This is a genomic window from Synechococcus sp. MU1643, assembly GCF_020514095.1.
Classification (GTDB): domain Bacteria; phylum Cyanobacteriota; class Cyanobacteriia; order PCC-6307; family Cyanobiaceae; genus Parasynechococcus.
In genome coordinates this window covers 133,672-152,857 of record NZ_VTKY01000002.1, presented here as the reverse complement: position 1 = coordinate 152,857, position 19,186 = coordinate 133,672, and the positions used below count along the sequence as shown (strand labels likewise).

General features: G+C 62.1%; 21 protein-coding genes. 11 read left to right on the top strand and 10 right to left on the bottom strand.

Annotation, left to right across the window (positions count from 1 at the left end):
- Positions 1-4: 4 nt before the first annotated feature.
- The 3 genes from FZX09_RS04970 to FZX09_RS04965 form a co-directional block, all read right to left on the bottom strand.
- Positions 5-1,120: an aspartate carbamoyltransferase gene (locus tag FZX09_RS04970; RefSeq protein WP_226400683.1), complete on the bottom strand. Its 1,116-nt coding sequence runs from the start codon at positions 1,118-1,120 to the stop codon at positions 5-7.
- A 161-nt stretch (positions 1,121-1,281) separates the two neighbouring features.
- Entirely contained in the window at positions 1,282-1,410 is a 129-nt protein-coding gene (locus FZX09_RS11905) for a hypothetical protein (RefSeq protein ID WP_255599687.1), read from the bottom strand.
- Positions 1,411-1,427: 17 nt separating this feature from the next.
- Positions 1,428-2,858 (bottom strand): sodium:solute symporter family protein, encoded by a 1,431-nt coding sequence (locus FZX09_RS04965; protein WP_226400671.1) that lies wholly within the window; start codon positions 2,856-2,858, stop codon positions 1,428-1,430.
- 315 nt (positions 2,859-3,173) lie between these two features.
- Here FZX09_RS04965 and FZX09_RS04960 point away from each other — a divergent pair, with 315 nt between their 5' ends.
- The 3 genes from FZX09_RS04960 to FZX09_RS04950 are packed head-to-tail and all read left to right on the top strand — an operon-like array spanning position 3,174 to position 6,510.
- Positions 3,174-4,649: a circularly permuted type 2 ATP-grasp protein gene (locus FZX09_RS04960; RefSeq protein ID WP_226401100.1), complete on the top strand. Its 1,476-nt coding sequence runs from the start codon at positions 3,174-3,176 to the stop codon at positions 4,647-4,649.
- The gene (locus FZX09_RS04955) at positions 4,643-5,638 is read left to right on the top strand and encodes an alpha-E domain-containing protein (RefSeq protein ID WP_226400669.1); all 996 of its coding nucleotides are present in this window, start codon (positions 4,643-4,645) and stop codon (positions 5,636-5,638) included. The genes FZX09_RS04960 and FZX09_RS04955 overlap by 7 nt, the downstream gene beginning before the upstream one ends.
- A complete protein-coding gene (locus FZX09_RS04950) occupies positions 5,611-6,510 on the top strand; it encodes a transglutaminase family protein (RefSeq protein WP_226400667.1) in 900 nt (299 codons plus the stop codon). The genes FZX09_RS04955 and FZX09_RS04950 overlap by 28 nt, the downstream gene beginning before the upstream one ends.
- On the opposite strand, the gene FZX09_RS04945 is transcribed toward FZX09_RS04950, so the two are convergent.
- The 3 genes from FZX09_RS04945 to FZX09_RS04935 form a co-directional block, all read right to left on the bottom strand.
- Entirely contained in the window at positions 6,498-6,989 is a 492-nt protein-coding gene (locus FZX09_RS04945) for a redox protein (RefSeq protein ID WP_226401098.1), read from the bottom strand. The genes FZX09_RS04950 and FZX09_RS04945 overlap by 13 nt on opposite strands.
- 79 nt (positions 6,990-7,068) lie before the next feature.
- On the bottom strand, positions 7,069-8,112 hold the full coding sequence (gene moaA, locus FZX09_RS04940; protein WP_226400664.1) for a GTP 3',8-cyclase MoaA: 1,044 nt from the start codon (positions 8,110-8,112) through the stop codon (positions 7,069-7,071).
- Positions 8,109-8,669, bottom strand: a complete 561-nt coding sequence (locus FZX09_RS04935; protein WP_255599704.1) for a molybdenum cofactor guanylyltransferase — start codon at positions 8,667-8,669, stop codon at positions 8,109-8,111. Before FZX09_RS04935 ends, moaA begins: the two co-directional genes overlap by 4 nt.
- A 298-nt stretch (positions 8,670-8,967) precedes the next feature.
- Between FZX09_RS04935 and FZX09_RS04930 the strand changes: the two genes are divergently transcribed.
- Positions 8,968-10,509, top strand: a complete 1,542-nt coding sequence (locus FZX09_RS04930; RefSeq protein ID WP_226400660.1) for an MFS transporter — start codon at positions 8,968-8,970, stop codon at positions 10,507-10,509.
- A gap of 82 nt (positions 10,510-10,591) precedes the next feature.
- Positions 10,592-12,823: a molybdopterin oxidoreductase family protein gene (locus FZX09_RS04925; RefSeq protein WP_226400658.1), complete on the top strand. Its 2,232-nt coding sequence runs from the start codon at positions 10,592-10,594 to the stop codon at positions 12,821-12,823.
- On the opposite strand, the gene FZX09_RS04920 is transcribed toward FZX09_RS04925, so the two are convergent.
- On the bottom strand, positions 12,804-13,271 hold the full coding sequence (locus FZX09_RS04920; protein WP_226400656.1) for a nitrate reductase associated protein: 468 nt from the start codon (positions 13,269-13,271) through the stop codon (positions 12,804-12,806). The two genes, FZX09_RS04925 and FZX09_RS04920, sit on opposite strands and share 20 nt — an antisense overlap.
- Before the next feature lie 278 nt (positions 13,272-13,549).
- Between FZX09_RS04920 and FZX09_RS04915 the strand changes: the two genes are divergently transcribed.
- Genes FZX09_RS04915 through FZX09_RS04900 form a run of 4 tightly spaced genes read left to right on the top strand, consistent with a single transcriptional unit; the run spans position 13,550 to position 16,293 of the window.
- Positions 13,550-13,861, top strand: coding sequence for a hypothetical protein (locus FZX09_RS04915; protein WP_226400654.1), 312 nt, complete (start codon positions 13,550-13,552; stop codon positions 13,859-13,861).
- Between the two features lie 26 nt (positions 13,862-13,887).
- A complete protein-coding gene (locus tag FZX09_RS04910) occupies positions 13,888-14,586 on the top strand; it encodes a carbonic anhydrase (RefSeq protein WP_226400652.1) in 699 nt (232 codons plus the stop codon).
- Positions 14,583-15,059 carry a cyclic pyranopterin monophosphate synthase MoaC gene (gene moaC, locus FZX09_RS04905; RefSeq protein ID WP_226400650.1) on the top strand — a complete coding sequence of 159 codons (477 nt, stop codon included), beginning with the start codon at positions 14,583-14,585 and terminating at the stop codon, positions 15,057-15,059. Before FZX09_RS04910 ends, moaC begins: the two co-directional genes overlap by 4 nt.
- Positions 15,043-16,293: a molybdopterin molybdotransferase MoeA gene (locus FZX09_RS04900; protein WP_226400648.1), complete on the top strand. Its 1,251-nt coding sequence runs from the start codon at positions 15,043-15,045 to the stop codon at positions 16,291-16,293. Before moaC ends, FZX09_RS04900 begins: the two co-directional genes overlap by 17 nt.
- On the opposite strand, the gene FZX09_RS04895 is transcribed toward FZX09_RS04900, so the two are convergent.
- On the bottom strand, positions 16,290-17,087 hold the full coding sequence (locus FZX09_RS04895) for a hypothetical protein (protein ID WP_226400646.1): 798 nt from the start codon (positions 17,085-17,087) through the stop codon (positions 16,290-16,292). The genes FZX09_RS04900 and FZX09_RS04895 overlap by 4 nt on opposite strands.
- A 59-nt stretch (positions 17,088-17,146) precedes the next feature.
- Between FZX09_RS04895 and FZX09_RS04890 the strand changes: the two genes are divergently transcribed.
- The gene (locus FZX09_RS04890; protein ID WP_226400644.1) at positions 17,147-18,010 is read left to right on the top strand and encodes an NAD-dependent epimerase/dehydratase family protein; all 864 of its coding nucleotides are present in this window, start codon (positions 17,147-17,149) and stop codon (positions 18,008-18,010) included.
- On the opposite strand, the gene FZX09_RS04885 is transcribed toward FZX09_RS04890, so the two are convergent.
- Both FZX09_RS04885 and FZX09_RS04880 read right to left on the bottom strand, forming a co-directional pair.
- On the bottom strand, positions 17,974-18,402 hold the full coding sequence (locus tag FZX09_RS04885; protein ID WP_226400642.1) for a molybdenum cofactor biosynthesis protein MoaE: 429 nt from the start codon (positions 18,400-18,402) through the stop codon (positions 17,974-17,976). The genes FZX09_RS04890 and FZX09_RS04885 overlap by 37 nt on opposite strands.
- A 3-nt stretch (positions 18,403-18,405) precedes the next feature.
- The gene (locus FZX09_RS04880; RefSeq protein ID WP_226400641.1) at positions 18,406-18,642 is read right to left on the bottom strand and encodes a MoaD/ThiS family protein; all 237 of its coding nucleotides are present in this window, start codon (positions 18,640-18,642) and stop codon (positions 18,406-18,408) included.
- A gap of 45 nt (positions 18,643-18,687) precedes the next feature.
- Here FZX09_RS04880 and moaB point away from each other — a divergent pair, with 45 nt between their 5' ends.
- On the top strand, positions 18,688-19,185 hold the full coding sequence (gene moaB, locus FZX09_RS04875) for a molybdenum cofactor biosynthesis protein B (RefSeq protein ID WP_226400640.1): 498 nt from the start codon (positions 18,688-18,690) through the stop codon (positions 19,183-19,185).
- Position 19,186 lies beyond the last annotated feature (1 nt).

The following is a 19,186-nucleotide window of genomic DNA, read 5'->3' as shown; positions in this document are numbered from 1 at the left end:
CGCCTCAGATCACATCCATCACGCGTTCGGCCCGATCCACCATGCAGGTGAGCAGGGCCATCCGCAGGAACACGGCTCCCCTTGCCTGACTGAAATACCAGTTGTGGGGCGTGTCATCCAGGCAGGTGCTGAGTTCCGCTCCCCGCGCCAAGGGATGGAGCACAATCGCCTCCGGTTTGAATGGCATGTCGCGGGTGAGGCGAAATCCTCCGCCGTGCACTTCATAGGAATCGCCCACCCAGGCGATGGCGTTGATGTAAACGACATCCAAGTCGGGCACTTCAGCCTGCAGATCGGTGCTGGAGCGCACTTTCATCCCACATGCTTCAAGCTCCCCCAACTGTCCTGGATCGAACAGCGGCTGATCCGGCTCCAACCCGGGGGCGTGAATCACCACCACCTCGTCCACCGTCTGCGGGAATTTGGCCAGGATCCTCAACAGGGAGCGAACCGTTCGCATCCGCGAGGGAATCCCGACGATCCCAATGCGAATCCGATCTGCGGGTGCCACATCCAACTCAGCGAGCTGGGGCCGCCACTTGAAGATTGTGTAGAGATCGGCCATCGCCTGAGTGGGATGCTCATCGATCCCATTTCCGGCGTTGATGATCGGGATCCGAAGGGTGGACGTCATTGCATAAACGGCACCGGGATCGCTATCCCGAAGCACCACACAATCGCCATAGTTGTTGAACATATGGGCGACATCTTCGAGAGACTCGCCCTTGGCAATCCCTGTGGTGGCCCTGTCGGTGATGTTGATGGAGGTACCGCCGAGTCGGTGCCAGGCACTGTCAAAAGACAGCCGGGTGCGGGTGCTTGGTTCGTAAAACGCGTTGATCAGAATCTTGCCGGTAAGTGGCGTGTTGTGACGGCAATAGCGATCTGGATTGCTCTCAAACTTCGCCGCCAGGCGAAACACCTGCAACAAAGCCTCGGGGCGAAACGGTTGGATCGACACCACGTGCTGATCCACCAAATCCTTCAAAGGCTCAACGTCTTCGGCAATCGCAGCCAACAGCTCCTGAGGTTGGTTCTGCCCGTAGACATCGGGCCCCATCGGCTCAAACCGAATCTGGACCGACGACGCGTCCACATCTGCTGATTTGACCTGTGCCATAGCGGAATCGGATCAACACCCTGTTTGCCAGAACGAGTGCTAGAGCCAGGAACTACATCTTTTACCGGTAACAACAACCACACTCCTGCGTCCACGAAGAACCAGCTTCTTAAGCAAAGATCCGGAAAAAATGTTCAGCTGGTTACTAACACTTGCAGGCGTCACCACACACGACCATCCCGCCACTCCACCCACCAAATCAGCAGCAACACAAGCACCGACAGCACCAGGGCGAACTGACTGGCAACCAGCAGAAACTGAAAGCCAGACAGACCAACGAGGCCGGCCATCAAAGGAACCGTTTGGATCATCCCTCCTCCTGCAACAAGGTGAAGTCAAAGCGTTCCGGCCAGATCCGACTGCCCATGAGCATCACAACCGCCGACACGGCCGCCGAAAACACAGCAGCGCAATAGGGCGCGATCAGTACATAGGAGAGCAGGCCCACAACGCTGCCGGCAAGCATGGCCGCGATAGCAGCCGTGCGGTTGGCCGTGCGCCAATACAAACCGCACGCCACAGGCCAGACCGTGGAGGCCACCAGGGCACCGGTGAAGAACAGCACCGACGCCAGCGAATCCAACCTCGGCCAGGAGAGCGCCAGGGTGACGACGGCCAACCCCACCACCATCAGCCGCGCCGCCTGCTTCAACTGCAGGTCACTGGCCTGGGGCCGCAACAGGCGAAAATAGACATCCTCCGCCAGCAGATCGGCGGTGGACGCCAGCAGCGAGTCCAGGGTGGAGGTGAGCGAGGCAAACACCACCACAAACACCAAAGCCGCACCGCCAGCCCCGAGCAGATCAGCCGCCATCACTGGGAACACCATGTTCACCTGCTCGAGGGGCAACTCACGCGCCAGGGCCACCAGGCCGATGGAACCCGTCACCATCGGCACGCTCATCCAGGCGATTCCCCCCAATACAAAAGAGGTCATCACCACCGAACGCCGACTGGCGAAGACCCGGGACCACCAGATGTTGTTGTGAAACACTTCGCCCATGGAAAAGAGGGCGGAATTCCAGGCAATCAACAAGCCCGCCGGCAACAGCAGATCAAGCCGATCGGGATGCCGAGCCAGCAAGGAAGCATGCACCTCGGGCATAGGGAATTGCCGGAAGGCGAGCACCGCCACCACCGCCAGCAGCACCATGATCAACAGCGACTGAATGAAATCGGTGCCGATCACGGCCCGCATCCCGCCGAACAGGGTGTACACGGTGGCGACACCAATCACCACCACCATTCCCACGTGGTAATCGAAGCCTGAAAGGGCCTGCAGCAGCAGGCCAGCACCCATCGCCTGGGTCATCAGAAAGCCCAGGGTGTAGACCGCGGTGATCAGCATGAACACCCACCAGGCCAGACGCCCGTAGCGCAGGCGAATGAAGTCGCCGCTGGTGCGCCCGTTGGGCATCAGTTGCTTGATCCGCGAAGCCAGGGGGGCGAACAAAATCAGGCCAAGCCCGGCCAGGGCATAGCTGAACATGCCCCAGAGGCCGGTTTTGTAGCCAAATTCAGGGGCGAGCAGGGTGGTGTTGCCGGTGACCCAGGAAGCCATCAACGTGGCCGTACTCAGGGCCAGCCCGATGTTGCGCCCCGCCAGCATGTAGTCGTCGGCATTGCCTTGACCGCGCCGGCCCCAGGTAATCCCGAGCGCCACCCAGAGAACAGAGAACAGCACCACCAACGCCCAGGCGATCCCGGGCTGAAGGAAGGGAACCGAGTCAGCGGACATCCGTCGACCCCCTGCGGTTCCAATAGATATGTCCGCGCAGAATCATCACCACCGTCGCCGCAGTCACAACGGCACCAAGGGCAAAGATCAGTCGGGCCCAGAGCAATTCATCCAAGGCGAAGAGCGTTTGAAATCCAAAAACAGATAAGCAAAGGAGGCACCAAGCCCTCGCCCTGCGCCCTCCATACAGGTGCCTACGGATACCCAAACATCAAGCGATCAGCGCCATGTCACCTGAAATTGCGGAATGTGTAGCAACTACACCCAAAGGGGGTTGCGGCGACGCCTTGGATGACATACGCGCAGACCATCGGAATGTTCACCGACTACAAACCCACGGTCGGCTTCGACGAATATTTCTGCAGTGAAACGGAGAGACCTCGCGACGATCTGGCCACTCTGCTCACATCACTGGGGCAGCTGGGATTACCCGAGCTCAACCGCAGCCATGCCTCGGCCAGCCAGCTGCTGCGTCGCCTCGGCGCCACCTTCCGCTTGAACGATTCCGGGCTCAAGGGCAGTGAACGGATTCTTCCTTTCGATCCCTTGCCCCGACTGATCGGCCGCAGCGACTGGATCACCCTGGAGCGGGGACTACTGCAACGCCTGGAAGCCATCGACTGCTTCCTCGCCGACATCTACGGCCCCCAGCAGATCCTCAACGACGGTGTGATCCCGCGTGAAGACGTGGAAAGTTCCTCCGGTTGGCGACCTCAGATGCAGGGCATCAGTCTGCCCCTCAACCGCTGGTGCCACATCTCCGGGCTCGACCTGATTCGCGACGGCAATGGCACCTGGCGTGTCCTTGAAGACAACCTGCGCTGTCCATCGGGGGTGGCCTATTTCCTCGAGAATCGTCGGGTGATGAAAAGGTTGTTCCCTGGCCTGTTCGAGGGCCGTGCCGTTCAACCGATCGACGCCTATCCCTCCCATCTGCTGCGCACCCTTCAGGACCTGGCGCCCTGGAGTGACAGCCCCCGCGTGGCAATCCTGACGCCCGGGGTGTTCAACAGCGCCTATTTCGAGCACAGCTATCTGGCCCAGCAGATGGGCATTGCACTGGTGGAGGGACGCGACCTGGTCTGCGAAGACGGCCGGGTGTGGATGCGCAGCACCAGTGGCCTCGAACCCGTGGATGTGATCTACCGCCGCATCGACGATGATTTTCTTGATCCCACCGTGTTCCGCAAGGACTCAATGCTTGGGGTGCCGGGAATAATCGATGTGCTGCGGCAAGGACGGGTCGCCATCGCCAATGCTCCTGGCACCGGCGTCGCCGACGACAAGCTGATCTATGCCCATGTGCCGGGAATGATCCGCTACTACCTCGATGAGGAGCCGATCATCGAGAACGTTCCCACCTATCTCTGTGCCCGGCCAGACGATCAGAGCTATGTGCTCGAACACCTCGAGCAACTAGTAGTGAAATCAGTGGCGGAAGCCGGGGGCTACGGAATGCTGATCGGCCCCCAGGCCAGCCGATCGGAACTGGCTGACTTCGACACCAAGATCCGTGAAAATCCCCGCAATTTCATCGCACAGCCCACGCTGCAGCTCTCCACCGTGCCATCCCTTAGTGACGGTGAGCTCTACCCCTGCCACGTGGATCTGCGCCCTTATGTGCTGCGCGGCGCCAGCAACTGGGTGAGCCCAGGGGGGCTGACGCGGGTGGCCCTCAAGCGGGGCTCACTGGTGGTGAATTCATCCCAGGGGGGCGGTTGCAAGGACACCTGGATCGTCGACGACCAACGGATAGCAGCACCGCAGCCAAAGGAGGCTGTGCCGTGTTGAGTCGCGTCGCCGATTCGCTCTACTGGATCAATCGCTATCTGGAACGCGCCGAAAACATCTCGCGTTTTCTGGAAGTGAGCGAAGCGATGGCGTTGGACTGTCCTCCGGGCAGCGCCGAGCCATGGCTGCCCTTGGTGGAGGTGACGGGGGATCGCCACCGCTTTGATACGGCCTATCCCGATGCCACGCCGAAACAGGTGGTGCGCTTCCTCCTACTAGACCGCAGCAATCCCAACAGCATCGTGAGTTGCATTGCGATGGCCCGGGAAAACGCACGGCAGATCAGGGATGTAATCACCACGGAGATGTGGGAGCAGATCAATGATCTGCACTGGACCCTGCAGGACGACGAAGACATCTGGCGGGAACCGGTGCAGGAGCAACTGCGGATCATTCGGCGTGGCTGCCAGCTCATGTACGGGATCACCGACACCACCCTGAGCCGTGATCTGAGCTGGCTGTTCAGTCAGCTGGGACGTCTGATCGAACGCGCCGACAAAACCTCCCGCATCCTCGACGTCAAATACTTCCTGCTGCTGCCCTCCCCCGAGGAGGTGGGCGGCGTGCTGGATGAACTGCAGTGGATCACCCTGCTGCGCACAGCGGGCGCTTATCAGATGTACCGACAGAGCGTGCAGCAAGCGATCAGCCCTGCAGCGGTGGCCCGCTTTTTGCTGCTGGATCCCAGCTTTCCTCGGTCGGTGCGGTATTGCCTCCAGGGCATCAGCGACACCTTGCAACAAATCCAGCAGCACCCGAGCCAAGACACCCCAGATGACCTCGACTGCTTGCGCGGACAGCTCCTGGCCCGCTGGAGCTATGTGCGGATCGACAACTTGATCGAGGCCGGTCTGCATGAAGCCATTGACCAGCTTCAGCAGGACCTCAATCAACTCCACAGCCTGATCCAGACCCGCTACTTCACCAGCGCCGACCTCAGTTCCGTTCCCACCGATCCCGCATGCGCGCTCTCATCGTTCACCGCCTGACGTATCGGTATGAAGCCCCGGTGTATTTGGGGGAGCATCGCCTCTGTCTAAGACCCCGGGGGCAAGGTTTCCAGACCCTTCTGGAGCATCAACTCAGCGTGCTGCCGGAACCGGAACAACGTCGGGAACTGGTGGCCGCCAGCGGCGACGAAATCCAACGGCTCCGCTTTCTGGGCAGCACAGATGAACTGATCTTTGAAGCCCGCAGCCTGGTGGAGACCCGACCGGCACCTCCGCTAGAGAGCTGCTTCAACGGACTCGAACCACCCTTGCCTTACCCGCAAGGCCAGCTCAACAGCGATCTGCAGGGAGCCTTGGAAGGCTGGTTGCCCAATGGCCAGCACGAACCTGCGGCCATCGAGCTCACCCAGGAAGCGCTGATGGGAAGCAACCAGCAGACCCTGGCCTTTCTGAAGCAACTGATTGAACTGATTCAAGAGCGGGTGAAATACACACAACGCCATGTGGGGCCGGCCTGGCCCGCGGGCCGAACCCTGCGCGAGCGGATCGGCTCCTGCCGTGATCTGGCCATGTTGATGGTGGCCTGCTGCCGCGTGGTGGGTCTTCCCGCCCGCTTCGTGAGCGGCTATCAACTGCAGCAACCTCCTCCGAAGGACTACGACCTGCATGCCTGGGCGGAGGTCTATCTGCCAGGAGCGGGCTGGCGCGGCTTTGACCCCAGTGCCGGCATGGAAGTCAACGATCGCTATGTGGTGCTGGCCACCTCGTCCAAGCCGGAACTCACCGCAGCCGTGAGCGGCAGCTTCAGTGGTCCCCCCGGAACCACAAGTGAACTGAATTGGCAGATACAAATCAATGAGGAAAGCTCCGGAACGGAGACCTCCTCACGCAACCTGGTTCAGGCCGCCTGAAGCAGAGGTTCCACCCCATGCAACTGGGGCTTCGGAGCCGAGCTCAGGGTGGCTGCCATCAAGGCCGGAATCTCAGCGCTGTTGTAGACGCGAAATTCCTGCACCAGAGAAGCGCCTTCCTCACGGACCGCCTGGTTCAAAACGACGGAACCATCGGGATCGGAGATCGAGCGGTGGAAGGTGCCGGGGGGGATACGAAGGATGTCACCACCGCTCTCGAGCCGAACGATGTGAAATGGCTTTTCCCAGGCCAGGTTCACCAAGAAGAAGGTTCTGCCGCCACTGGCCGCAAGCAGATTGTCTTCCTGATGGGGATGCAGATAAAACTGCCAGGCTCCGCTCTCAGGATCATTGGGAGGCGACACGGCCGGGCCGCTGTGAATCACCAGGTCGCGCGCATTCGAGGTGTCCACGGTGACGTCGAAAAAACGAACCGACGGGGTGTCGCGGAAGCGCTCGTAGGCCAGCAGTTCAAACATGTCGATGGATCCTTTTGGATCCTTCAGCTGCCCCGTTGTACCGGGAGCATCACGCAAAAACGGTGACGATCACGACGGTTCAGCCCCCCAGGTACGCCATTTCCGCATGGGTTGACGCAGCGGCGGCTGGATCACGCTCCTCGCTATAGCGGTCTTGGCGCCGCTGCCAGAGCTGGCGCATGGCCTGCTCAAGCTGGAGCTCCGACGCGAGCGCGGGCTTGAGATCCGTGCCATCAGCCGAGAACAAACAGGTGAACGCCTGCCCATCGGCGGTGACACGCAACCGGTTGCAATCGCCGCAGAACGGCTCACTGATAGAGGCGATCACACCGATGGATCCTGCACCATCGCCATAGCGCCAACGTCGGGCCGTCCCACCCCGCGGACGACCCATAGGTTCAAGGGGCCAACGGGCGTGAATACGCTCCAGCATCTGCGCCGCCGGCAGCACCTGATCCAGCGTCCACTGGTTGCGGTTGCCCACATCCATGTACTCGATCAAGCGCAGCTCCACCCCCTGCTGCCGAGCCAAAGCGGCCAAGGGCAGCAGCTGATCGTCATTGATCCCCCGTTGGATCACAGCATTGAGCTTGAGCTCACCGAATGAGGGGTCAAAACCAGCGGCCTGTGCCGCCGCGATGCCGTCCTGCACTTGGCGCACCAGGCGGTCCCCAGCCACGGCGCCACCCTGGAGACCAGCCATACGCGCCGCTGCCTCCCCTTCCGCTGCATCGAGGCTGATGGTGATGCGATCCAGCCCTGCGGCACGCAACGCCCGCGCCATCGGTTCCGACAACAGCACCCCGTTGCTGGTGAGCGCCACCGACTGAAGACCGGCGATCGGATCCGAACGATCCCGCCGGGCCTGCGCCACCGCCTCCAGCAAAGGCAACAAGCGCCGGCTCAACAACGGCTCTCCACCGGTGAGCCGTAGCGTCTGTGCCCCCAAGCTCGCAGCCACACGAATGACGCGCAGCTGCTGCTCAAGCGTGAGCAAGCCAGGGGGCTCCTCCACATCCGGACAGCAGTACGGACAGGCGAGATTGCAACGGGCCGTGAGCGACAGCCGCAGGACCCCGATGGGCCGGTTGAAACGATCAGCGAGCGGCAGCGAAGTGCTCATTCCTTCAACGCTGCCAGATCTGCAGGGCAGTTGGCATTCAACAAAGCTTCTGCAGGCAAGCGCACCGTCTGATGGGGAACGCGGGTCAACCAATCCATCCAGCGCAACTCTCCGCGTTGGAGTTGCTGATCAAGGCAGGAGCGGAAGGGAGAACCTGAGGGGATCACCGCCAGCAACGGCTGAAGCCGTTGCCCGTCATGAGCCACCGCTGCTTGCTCCGGGGCACGATTCCAGGCTGCGATGAGCTGCTGGACAACAGCGGTGCGCAAACGGGGCATATCCACCGGCAGCACCAGCAAGGCCTCGCCGGGCATCGGAGACAGCACCTTGGCCAACGCCTGCAGGGGGCCATTCCAGGGAGGGAGCTCCAGCTGTACGGAACATCCGGGCCGGTGGGCCAGAAGCGCTGCGTGCTCGGCATGACGACTCAGCACCTGTACCGGATGGCCGAGGGGCAGCAGCTGGTCGACCAGGGCCGTGAGCCAGACACCGCCAGAGGGATGCGGCAACAGCGCCTTGTCACGCCCCATGCGACGGCTGCTTCCGCCACTGAGCAAACAAACCCTCAAGCCTTGGTTCACATCGCCAACCAACAATCTGAACCAGCGAAGTCCAACAGCCCACAAAAGTTGCAACCGCTACCAAATCATCGCGGCACAAGAACACCTGATCCGATCAATCAGGCAAGTTGATGTTTGCTACAGAACAGAAAAACAGAAATCGGTAACCAATCTGACCAAACGTGGGCACGATGAATTGATTAACTGCGCGAGTTAAACGGATTCTTTTTTCGACCGTTTTGCCATCCCCGGGCACCTTTCCTTTTGAAGCCCGTGGTTCCTTTTCTTCTCCTCAATGCTTGGCGACCTTTGGTCGTTCCAGGGCAGGTACCGAACCCTTCACCTGACCTGGATCGCCTTCTTCCTGACCTTCGTGGTCTGGTTCAACCTGGCCCCTTTGGCCACCACCGTGAAAGCGGATCTCGGACTGACCGTTGGTCAGATCCGCACCGTGGCCATCTGCAACGTGGCCCTCACCATCCCAGCGCGCGTGCTGATCGGCATGCTGCTGGACAAATTCGGACCCCGGATCACCTACTCCTCGATCTTGGTGTTCTCGGCGATTCCATGCCTGCTGTTTGCCTTCGCTCAGGACTTCAACCAGCTGGTGGTGGCCCGTCTGTTGCTCTCCATCGTCGGCGCTGGCTTCGTGATCGGCATCCGCATGGTGGCCGAGTGGTTCCCGCCCAAGGAAATCGGCCTGGCTGAAGGCATCTACGGCGGGTGGGGCAACTTCGGCTCCGCCTTCTCCGCCCTCACCATGGTTGCCCTCGCAGGCTTACTCTCATTCTCCGGCGGCTTCGAACTGCCCACCGGCGCTGTTCTGAACTGGCGCGGTGCCATCGCTCTGACCGGCATCATTTCAGCCCTCTACGGCTTCTTCTACTTCTTCAACGTCACCGACACCCCCCCCGGCAAGACGTATCAGCGCCCTGCCAAGACCGCAGGCCTGGAAGTCACCTCCATGCGCGACTTCTGGGGTCTGCTGGGCATGAACGTGCCCTTCGCAGCCATCCTCTGCGTGCTCTGCTGGCGCCTCACGAAGGTTGGCTTCCTCACCGCTGCCACCTACCCGCTGGCCCTCGGTGCAGTCGCTCTCTGGTTTGCCTTCCAAACCTGGGGAATCATTCGCACCAACCGCGACCTGATCCTCGGCAATAAGGTCTATCCCAAGGAAGATCGCTACGAGTTCCGCCAGGTGGCGATCCTCGAGCTCACCTACATCGTGAACTTCGGCTCCGAACTGGCCGTGGTTTCGATGCTGCCAACCTTCTTTGAAACCACCTTCGATCTGCCGAAGGCCACCGCCGGAATCCTGGCGTCCTGCTTCGCTTTTGTGAACCTGGTCGCCCGCCCTGCCGGTGGTCTGATCTCAGACCGCGTCGGCAGCCGCAAGAACACCATGGGCTTCCTCACCGCCGGTCTCGGCGTGGGCTACCTGGTGATGAGCATGATCAAGCCGGGCACTTTCACCGGCACCACCGGAATTGCCGTTGCCGTGGTGATCACCATGCTCGCCTCCTTCTTCGTGCAGTCCGGTGAAGGCGCCACCTTCGCGCTGGTGCCCCTGGTCAAACGTCGCGTCACCGGTCAGGTGGCCGGCCTGGTGGGTGCCTACGGCAACGTTGGTGCTGTGACCTACCTGACCATCTTCAGCCTCCTGCCGATGTGGATGGGCGGCGGCGGCGAACCCACCCCCGAGGTGATCGCGGCTTCCAACAGTGCCTTCTTCCAGATCCTGGGCGTGGCCGGTCTGATCGTGGCCTTCTTCTGCTTCTTCTTCCTGAAGGAGCCCAAGGGGTCCTTTGCAGACCTGCACGAAGGCGAAACCGCCTAATCCATCTCCCTTCGCAGCACCCTGTCGCTGCACAACGACCCGGAGCTTCGGCTCCGGGTTTTGTTCTTTTTTTGGTTCCTGAATGACCAACTCACCCCGCAGCGTGCGCAGCCAGTGCCCCTACTGCGGCGTGGGTTGTGGCCTGGAGCTTTTGCCTCCTGCCGTGAAGGGTGAGGCCGTGAAGCGGGATGCTGAGGGCAACCCGATGTGGACCGCCCGCGGCGACCGCGAGCACCCCTCCAGCCTTGGCCAGGTCTGCATCAAGGGGGCCACCGTCGGCGAAACCCTGGCCCGAGGCCGCCTGCGCCAACCCCTGTTCCGCCAGACCCTCGAGGACGACTTCACACCAATCAGCTGGGACGACGCCCTCAACAAAATCACCGGTCAGATCCAGGCGAGCGTGGCGCGGCGCGGCAACGCCGATGGCATTGCCATGTACGGCTCCGGTCAGTTCCACACCGAGGATTACTACCTGGCCCAGAAACTGCTGAAAGGCGCCCTGGGCACCAACAATTTCGACGCCAACTCGCGGCTGTGCATGAGCTCAGCGGTGGCGGGCTACACCCGTAGCCTGGGCTCCGATGGTCCCCCCTGCAGCTATGAGGACCTCGACCACTGCACGGTGGCGTTTCTGATTGGCACCAACACGGCCGAATGCCATCCGGTGCTGTTCCAGCGGCTGCTGAAGCGAAAACGCAAAAACCCCGGCAGCGTGAATATCGTGGTGGTAGATCCACGCCGCACCGACACCGCTAAAGCCGCCGATATCCACTTGCCGATTGCACCGGGCAGCGACCTAGCCCTGTTGCACGGCATCGCCCACCTCGTGCTGCGAGAAAACGGCCAGGACCCGGCTTTCATCGACGACCACACCGAGAATTACGACGCCTTTTTTGACGTCGCCGCCCGCTGGACACCCCGACGGGTGGCCCGGTTCTGCAACATCCCCGAAAAACGCCTGCGGGAAGTGGCGGCACTGTTCCACCGGCGCGAGAAGGTGCTCAGCCTTTGGTCGATGGGGGTGAACCAACGTCGTGAAGGAACGGCCGTGGTGCAGGGATTGATCAATCTGCATCTGCTTACCGGCCAGATCGGCAAGGAAGGATCGGGCCCGTTTTCCCTCACCGGCCAACCCAACGCCATGGGCGGACGCGAGGCCGGAGGCCTGGCCCACCTGCTGCCGGGCTACCGCCTGGTGGCCAACGCAGAACACCGCGCCAAAGTGGAACAGGCCTGGCAGCTGCCGGCAGGACGAATCAACGCCAAGCCCGGATTGGCGGCCTGGCAGCAGATCGAAGCCATGGAACAGGAGGGGCTGGATCTGTGGTGGGTGGCCGCCACCAACCCCCTGGTCAGCCTCCCGGATCTCGACCGGGTGAAGTCAGCCATGCAGAAGTGCCCGCTGGTGGTGGTAAGCGAGGCCTACGCCGACTCAGAAACGTCCCACTACGCCCACCTGCTTTTGCCCGCAGCCCAGTGGAGCGAAAAAGCCGGCGCCATGACCAATTCCGAACGGCGGGTGACCTACTGCCCGGCCTATCGACGCCGCTTCGGCGAGAGCCGTCCTGACTGGGAGGTGTTTGCCGACGTGGGCCGCCGCCTGGGCTACAGCAAGCAGTTCAACTTCGGTTCAGCCGCTGAGGTTTACACCGAATTCACGGCTCTCACCCGAGGCAGGCTTTGCGATGTGAGCGGCCTGAGCCATGAATTGCTGGACGAGGAAGGGCCGCAGCAATGGCCCTATCCCAGCGGCAGCACCCCCACCACAGCAGCCAAACGCCTCTACGAAAACCATCACTTCGCCACGCCTAACAAACGCGCCCGCTTCAGCACCGATCAACCGCTGGGACTGGCGGAACCCCCCTGCGAGACCTATCCGCTGGTGCTGACGGTGGGCCGCTACCTGGGCCAATGGCACACGATGACCCGCACCGGCAAGGTGGAACGGCTGATGAAACAGCATCCCGAGCCGCTGCTGGAAATTCACCCCGGTGACGCTCAGGAGTTGCAACTGCGCAATGGTGAACTGGCAGCGATTAGCTCACGCCGCGGCCACCTCACCGCCACGGTGAAAGTCACCGATCGCATTCGGCGTGGATCGGTCTTCCTGCCCATGCACTGGGGATTCACCCAGGAGAAGGCCTGCGAAGCAAACACCCTGATGCATGACGAAGCCTGCCCGGTGTCGAAGCAGCCTGAACTCAAGGCCTGCGCGGTGATCGTGGCCCCCGCCGTCTCGGTGGTGAAGCCCGTTGAACAGCAGAAAGGAAGGTTGGAGGCTCTGCGCCGGCTGCTCACACCAGCACTTCGCTGAAGGCTGCCTCAAGGTTGTGGTGGTCGTGCCCCGGCCGGGCCAACTTGCACAACGCAAAGCGATCCAGCTCACTGAGCTGGATCCATTGCTCAAGAGTCAGCACCACACCCCGCACTGTGGCCGCCTGCTGCACCACAGCAGGCATCTGCGCCTGCTGTTGCCAGGGGGCACCGCTCACTGGTGGCAGATCCTTGGCCATTCCATCGGCCATAGGGCGCGTGCAATCGCGCAGGTGTTGGCGAAGCTGCTCGAGAGCATCGGCCGCATCCGACCAATCCACCAAGGCTTGACGTTGCTCCTGGGAAAGTTCAAGCCAGTGGTTGAGCTTTAACTTCACCCCACACAGATCCAATTTGCGTCGCACACACAGGGGAATGCAGCGCCAATTGCCGATGAAGTCCTGTTCAAAGGCAAAGCAATGGCTGGCGGAATCACAACGGCTGGACATCAACCAAAGCCTTGATCGGTGTCAATGATGACAACGGAAGCACACGAAAACAGAGATGTTTACTCCGATACAAATCTCGGCTCGTGCGCTTCGCTCTCTCCCTTGGAATGTTGCTGGGAATGTCCCACGGATGGGTCACGGCTGAAGCACTACAACAACAACCCATGCAGGGCTTTGATCCCATAGAAACTATTAATTCCGCTACACAATTCAGCCCATTTAGTAGTCGTTCACACCAATTCTTTCCATACTGAAGCTCTGTTTAAAGAGTTTCTGCCGTGACTAGCAGCATCTCGTCCGCTTCCGGCCGCAGCCCCATCACCCTGGCCGCCGGTTTCCTGGGTGCCTTCATCGTTGGTTCTCTCGCCGTGCAGCTGGTGCGCAGCCAGACGGCCTTCGTTCAGGCCGGCGCCACTGGAGTGGAACCGGTGATCGCCGGGCCTGCCGCTCTCTGGGCTCCCTTGGCCGAGCGCGACATCGCCAGTGCCAACACAGGCGCAACGGCCCAACCTGCTGCTGCCATCCAGCCCGCTGTGGAACCTGTTGTGGGTTCCGAAGCCACCCTCTGGGCACCCTTCGGCCAGCGCTGATCGCACGGCCTAAATAAGGTGGTGGCATGGTGATTCAGCGCCGCCACTTCCTCCAGCAAACGGGCGGTCTGGCCTTAACCGCCCTGATGCAAGCGCGCCCGGTTGAGGCAGCAGAGGAAGGGTTCTGCGTCCCGCATGATCCACTCCAGGCCCTGATGGCAGGGAACCGCCGGTTTGCCGAGGCCTGGCGCCGAGCCGAGCAAAACGAGGAAACAAAGCTCCGAACGGCGGATCCCGACCCGCGCTGCTTCAACTCCCCCAGGGCTTTGGCCACCAGTCAACATCCCTGGGCCACCGTGCTCACATGCTCTGATTCACGGGTGTCGCCGAACTGGGTGTTCGACACCACCCCTGGCGAGCTGTTCGTGATCCGCAATGCCGGCAACAGTGCCTTTGACGAAGCGATGGCGTCGGTGGAGTATGGCGTCAGCGTTCTCAAAACGCCTCTGCTGATGGTGATGGGACACAGCGGCTGCGGAGCCGTGACGGCGGCGATGGACGCCAATCCACTGACCCCTTCCCTAGACCGGCTGATCCAACCCATCCGGAAGAACATCAACGGCAGCAGCAATCTCGAGGAAGCCGTGAAACGCAATGCCCTCGCCAGCGCCTCCACCTTGATTCAACGCAGCACCGTTCTGGCCGACGCCAAAGCCAGTGGTGCGCTGAAACTGGTGGTGGGTTGTTTTCAACTCAACAGCGGTGTTGTCACCTTGATCGAATGACGCAAAACCTGAGTCATCTGAACCAGCAAGGCGAGGTTCACATGGTGGACGTGGGTGACCGTCCAGCCACGAACCGCGAAGCCCATGCCCGTGGGGCCATACGCATGGAAGCCTCAACCCTCGGCCTGATCCAACGGGGCGAGACTCCAAAAGGAGATCTTCTGGCGGTAGCCCGAGTGGCAGCGATCCAGGCGGCCAAGCGCACCTGGGAGCTGATTCCCCTGTGCCATCCCCTGCCACTCAGTGGCATGGATGTGTCGATCGACGCCGACGCATCACTCCCTGGCCTGGTCGTCCACTGCCGTTGCCGCACCGCAGGCCAAACCGGAGTGGAAATGGAAGCGATGACGGCGGTGTCCGTGGGACTGCTGACCCTTTACGACATGCTCAAGGCGGTCGATCCAGCCATGACGATCGAGGCGATCCAGCTGGACTTCAAAGAAGGAGGGCGGAACGGTGTCTGGAAACGCTGAGCCCTACGGACGCGAAGGGCTACCTCTGGAGGAGGCACGTCAACGGGTGCTGGCGGCGCTTCAGCCGATCACCGCACAGAGCACGGTTCCGCTGGAGCAGGCCCTCGCCAGGGTGAGTGCAGCGGATGTATTGGCCAGCGCGGCCGTTCCAGGGTTTCGGGCCTCGATCATGGACGGCTACGCCCTGGGGCAAAGCCACCAGCCCAAGCTTGGGGAGACTTGGCAACTGAAGGGACGCTCCGCCGCCGGCCAACCCTTCAACGGGACCCTGGACAACGGCAATGCGATCCGCATCCTCACAGGCGCTCCACTGCCGGACGGTGCCGGCTGGGTGCTGCCCCAAGAGCTCATCAGCGTGGACGGCACCAGCCTCCAACTGACAAAAGAGGCATCGGACCGTCCCTGGATTCGCCCCGAGGATGAAGAATGCCGACCAGGAGACCTGCTACTGGCTGCTGGCCAGCGCCTGGGTGCCGCCGATCTCGCGCGCCTCGCTGGCTGCGGCATCGCCGACATAACCGTTGCTCAGCAACCCCGCATCGGGCTGCTAATCAGCGGTGACGAGCTGGTGCCACCGGGAACAGCACGGCACCCCGGTGCCATCTGGGAAAGCAACGGCACGCTTCTGGAGACGATGCTCCGGGCCCTCGGGCAGTCGGCGACCCAGCGACGGGTGGTGGCCGATCAACCCGACGCTCTGCGGCAGGCCCTCCTTGATCTGGCCAAAAACTGCGATGTAGTTGTGAGCACCGGCGGCGTCTCCGCCGGCGACACCGATTGGATCCGACCGCTGGTGGCGGAGCTGGGTGCAGTGAACTTCTGGAAACTATTCCTGCGCCCAGGTCGCCCCTTCGCCTTCGGCAGCATCGGTAAGGGCGTGCCATTTTTCGGACTTCCGGGCAATCCCGTGGCGGCAGCGGTCACTGCCCTGCAACTGCTCTGGCCCGCCCTGCAGGTCCTGGAGGGCCAGAGCGAACCGGAGCTGTTCCCCCGAGTAATGGTGGAACTTGCCGACCCGTTGTCTCGCCGACCGGGACGACCGGAACTGGCCCGGGCCCGCCTCGAGACCAACACCGCAGGAACGCTGCTGGCACGGGTGGATGGCTCACAGGCCTCATCCCGGATCGGTTCGCTGCAACACGCCGATCTGCTGTTGGAACTGCCAGCGAAAGCCGGCCCGCTGGAGAGCGGCACGCGTCTCTGGGCCCAGCTGATTCGTCAGCGGATTTTCTAAGCCAGATCAGGCCGAAAGCGTCGGCGCTCCCAGGCCATGAGCTGGCCCGATGCATCGAAATGGATGCTGATCTGCTGAAACAACGCAACACCGAGACGGCCACCGATCTCGAGGCTGAAGGGCTGCTGGGGAATCTCGCTTGGCACCGAGAACACCAAGCCGTCAGACATCACGGCTGAGCATTCGTTGTGCAACAGCTGGCTTGGATCGAACACCAGCGGAGCGGCGTCCTCAGCCTGGCCGTTCACCCCCGCTTGCGGCCTGAGCATCTGCCGCTCACCGCTCCATCCCTGCACCGGCGCCAGCAGGGCCTCGGGTGTCCCGCATGCGGGACGGTCGGGTTCGGAATCGGTGCTGTTCAAGCAACGGAAACCCACCGCTCCAACACGCTGCAAACGCCAGCCGCCATCAAGTGGTTCCCAGAGCAGCAACAGCATCGAGCGGGAACGACCACAGAACAAGTTGATCTCATGGCCAAAGCGGGGACGATCGGGATCAAGACCCAGGCTGGACTGACCTCCTGCCCCAGGAAACTGCCAGCAGCCTCCACCAGCGTTGTAGGTGGCCCGACTGATGGGATAGGTGGCCTGGCCACCGGGTGCAAAGGCCAGTCCCGAGCCATCCCACACCCCGTGGTCGTCATCGGAAAAGGAAATCGCGTAGGTGGTGGGGTCGATCCGACGGGTCGGACGCTGGAGATCCAGCCAACCGCTACCTTCCCGCTCAAACCAATGGCCACATCCCTGCCAATGACCGGCGAAATTTCGGCGGTTGAGGGTCCATTGATCGGTCATGTCAGTGACGGCATGAAACGGTCGATCTCCTTAGGGTCGCGCCAACAGCCATCCCCGCCATGGACCTGACAATCGTTGGCTGCGGGTATGTGGGGCTCGCCCTGGCGGAGCGGCTGCAAGCAAGACGGCCCCAGCTGAGGCTGACGCTGACCACCACCAGCAGCGAACGGCTGGAGCAACTCAGCCCCCTGGCCGATCGGGTGCAGATCTGCGATGCCACTGACCCCACCCAGTTGTTGGACGCCCTGCGACAAAGCAGCAGCGCCGTGTTCTGCCTCGGGCCCAAGGGAGATCGCCAGGTGGATGCCAACGGCTATCGCCACACCTTCGTCGACAGCTTCCGCTGCCTGACGTCGCTGTTGCCACAACTGCCGGAACTGCGGCAGATCAATTACACCGGCAGTTGCTCGGTGTACGGCGATACCGAGGGTGACTGGGTGGATGAGCAAACGCCACCCGAGCCAAGCCGGGGCCATGGCGATGTTCTGCTGGAAGGCGAACAACTGCTCAAAGGCATCAGCGACCGTCGGGTGTGCATCCTGCGCCTTGGGGCGCTGTACGGCCCTGGCCGCGATCTTGATCGACGCCTGCGCGGGCTCGCCGGGCTGGAACGCCCTGGCAGCGGAGCGACCTACAGCAACTGGCTGCATGTGGCGGATGCCGCCGGCGCCCTGGAAGCAGCTCTCGATGCTGAATGGGCCGGTGTAGTGAATGTGGTCAACGATGAGCCGATTCGGCTGCGGGATCTCGTGGGGCGCAGCCTGCAGCGCCAGGGCCTGGCCCCCGTGCGCTGGCTTGGGCAGGACGGATCGGGTTCAGGGGGCCGGCGGATTCGCAACACCCGGCTCAAACAGTTGGGCTACCAACTTCAGCACCCGAGCCTTGATCAGAGCGGTGTGTTCGCCGCCAGCCAGGTGCCCTGACCAGCGCACCACTCCCGCTTCCAAAACGGAGCCTGGTACTTGAGTTGCTCCAACAACGCGGCCGAGCAGCACTGCGCCGACCCACGACGATCGGCCTGCACCGCCACAAGCACGATCGGCTCACCGGGGGTGAGCTTCCCCACCCGATGCAGCACCAAAATCGGCCCGGCCTGGTGCTCCTGCTGCAGACGCTGTGCCATGGCCGTGATCTGACGTTCGCAAAGACCGGGGAAGTGCTCCAGCTCCAGCACCTCCAGAGGCCGGCCGTCCATCGTGGTGGGGCGCACCCGACCAATAAAAATCGCCGCAGCGGCAGCATTCCCACTCCAGAGCGCAAGCTGCTGCCAAGGATCAAAGGGATCTGGGCAGACCTCGACACGGCAACCGGTCACGCTTTAACCCCCTGTGAACGGTGGAAGAAAGGCCAGTTCATCTCCGGCCTGCAACGGCTGATTAGCACCAACCAACTCCTGGTTCACCGCAATGCTGATGCCCTCGAGCGGGCCAAGCTCCAACTGGTTCCAGACCTCACGGGCCGTCGAGACCCCTGGCGTGAACGGAAGGGAACGTTCGGACCAACCGGCGCGTTCGCGCAGGGAAGCGAACAGCAGCACCTTCAGCACCACATCCATGGCAGCTGGAGCGGTTCTAGCGTCCAGGGGCTCCGCCGCTGTGCCATGGGCCTGTCCATCGCCCTGCTCACCATCTCCGACACTCGCAGTTTGGCGGACGACAGCAGCGGAGATCAGCTGCAGCGCAGCCTTGAAGCCGCCGACCATCGGCTTCACGAGCGACAACTCTGCGCGGATGATCGCTATCAAATCCGCCGTGAACTGAGCCGCTGGATCGCCGATCCTGCGGTTGATGTGGTGATCACCAGCGGAGGCACCGGTCTCACCGGCCGCGATGGAACCCCCGAAGCAGTGGCACCGCTGCTGGACAAAACAATCGAAGGATTCGGGGAACTGTTCCGTGTGCTCTCCTTCGAGAGCATTGGCACCAGCACCCTGCAAAGCCGCTGCCTTGCCGGCGTGGCCAACGGCACGTTTGTGTTTGTGCTGCCTGGGTCTCTTGATGCGGTGACCACGGCTTGGAACCGGCTCATCCGGGCTCAGCTCGATGCCGACACCCGACCTTGCAACCTGGCCCAGCTCCGGGCTCGCTTGAAGGAATAGG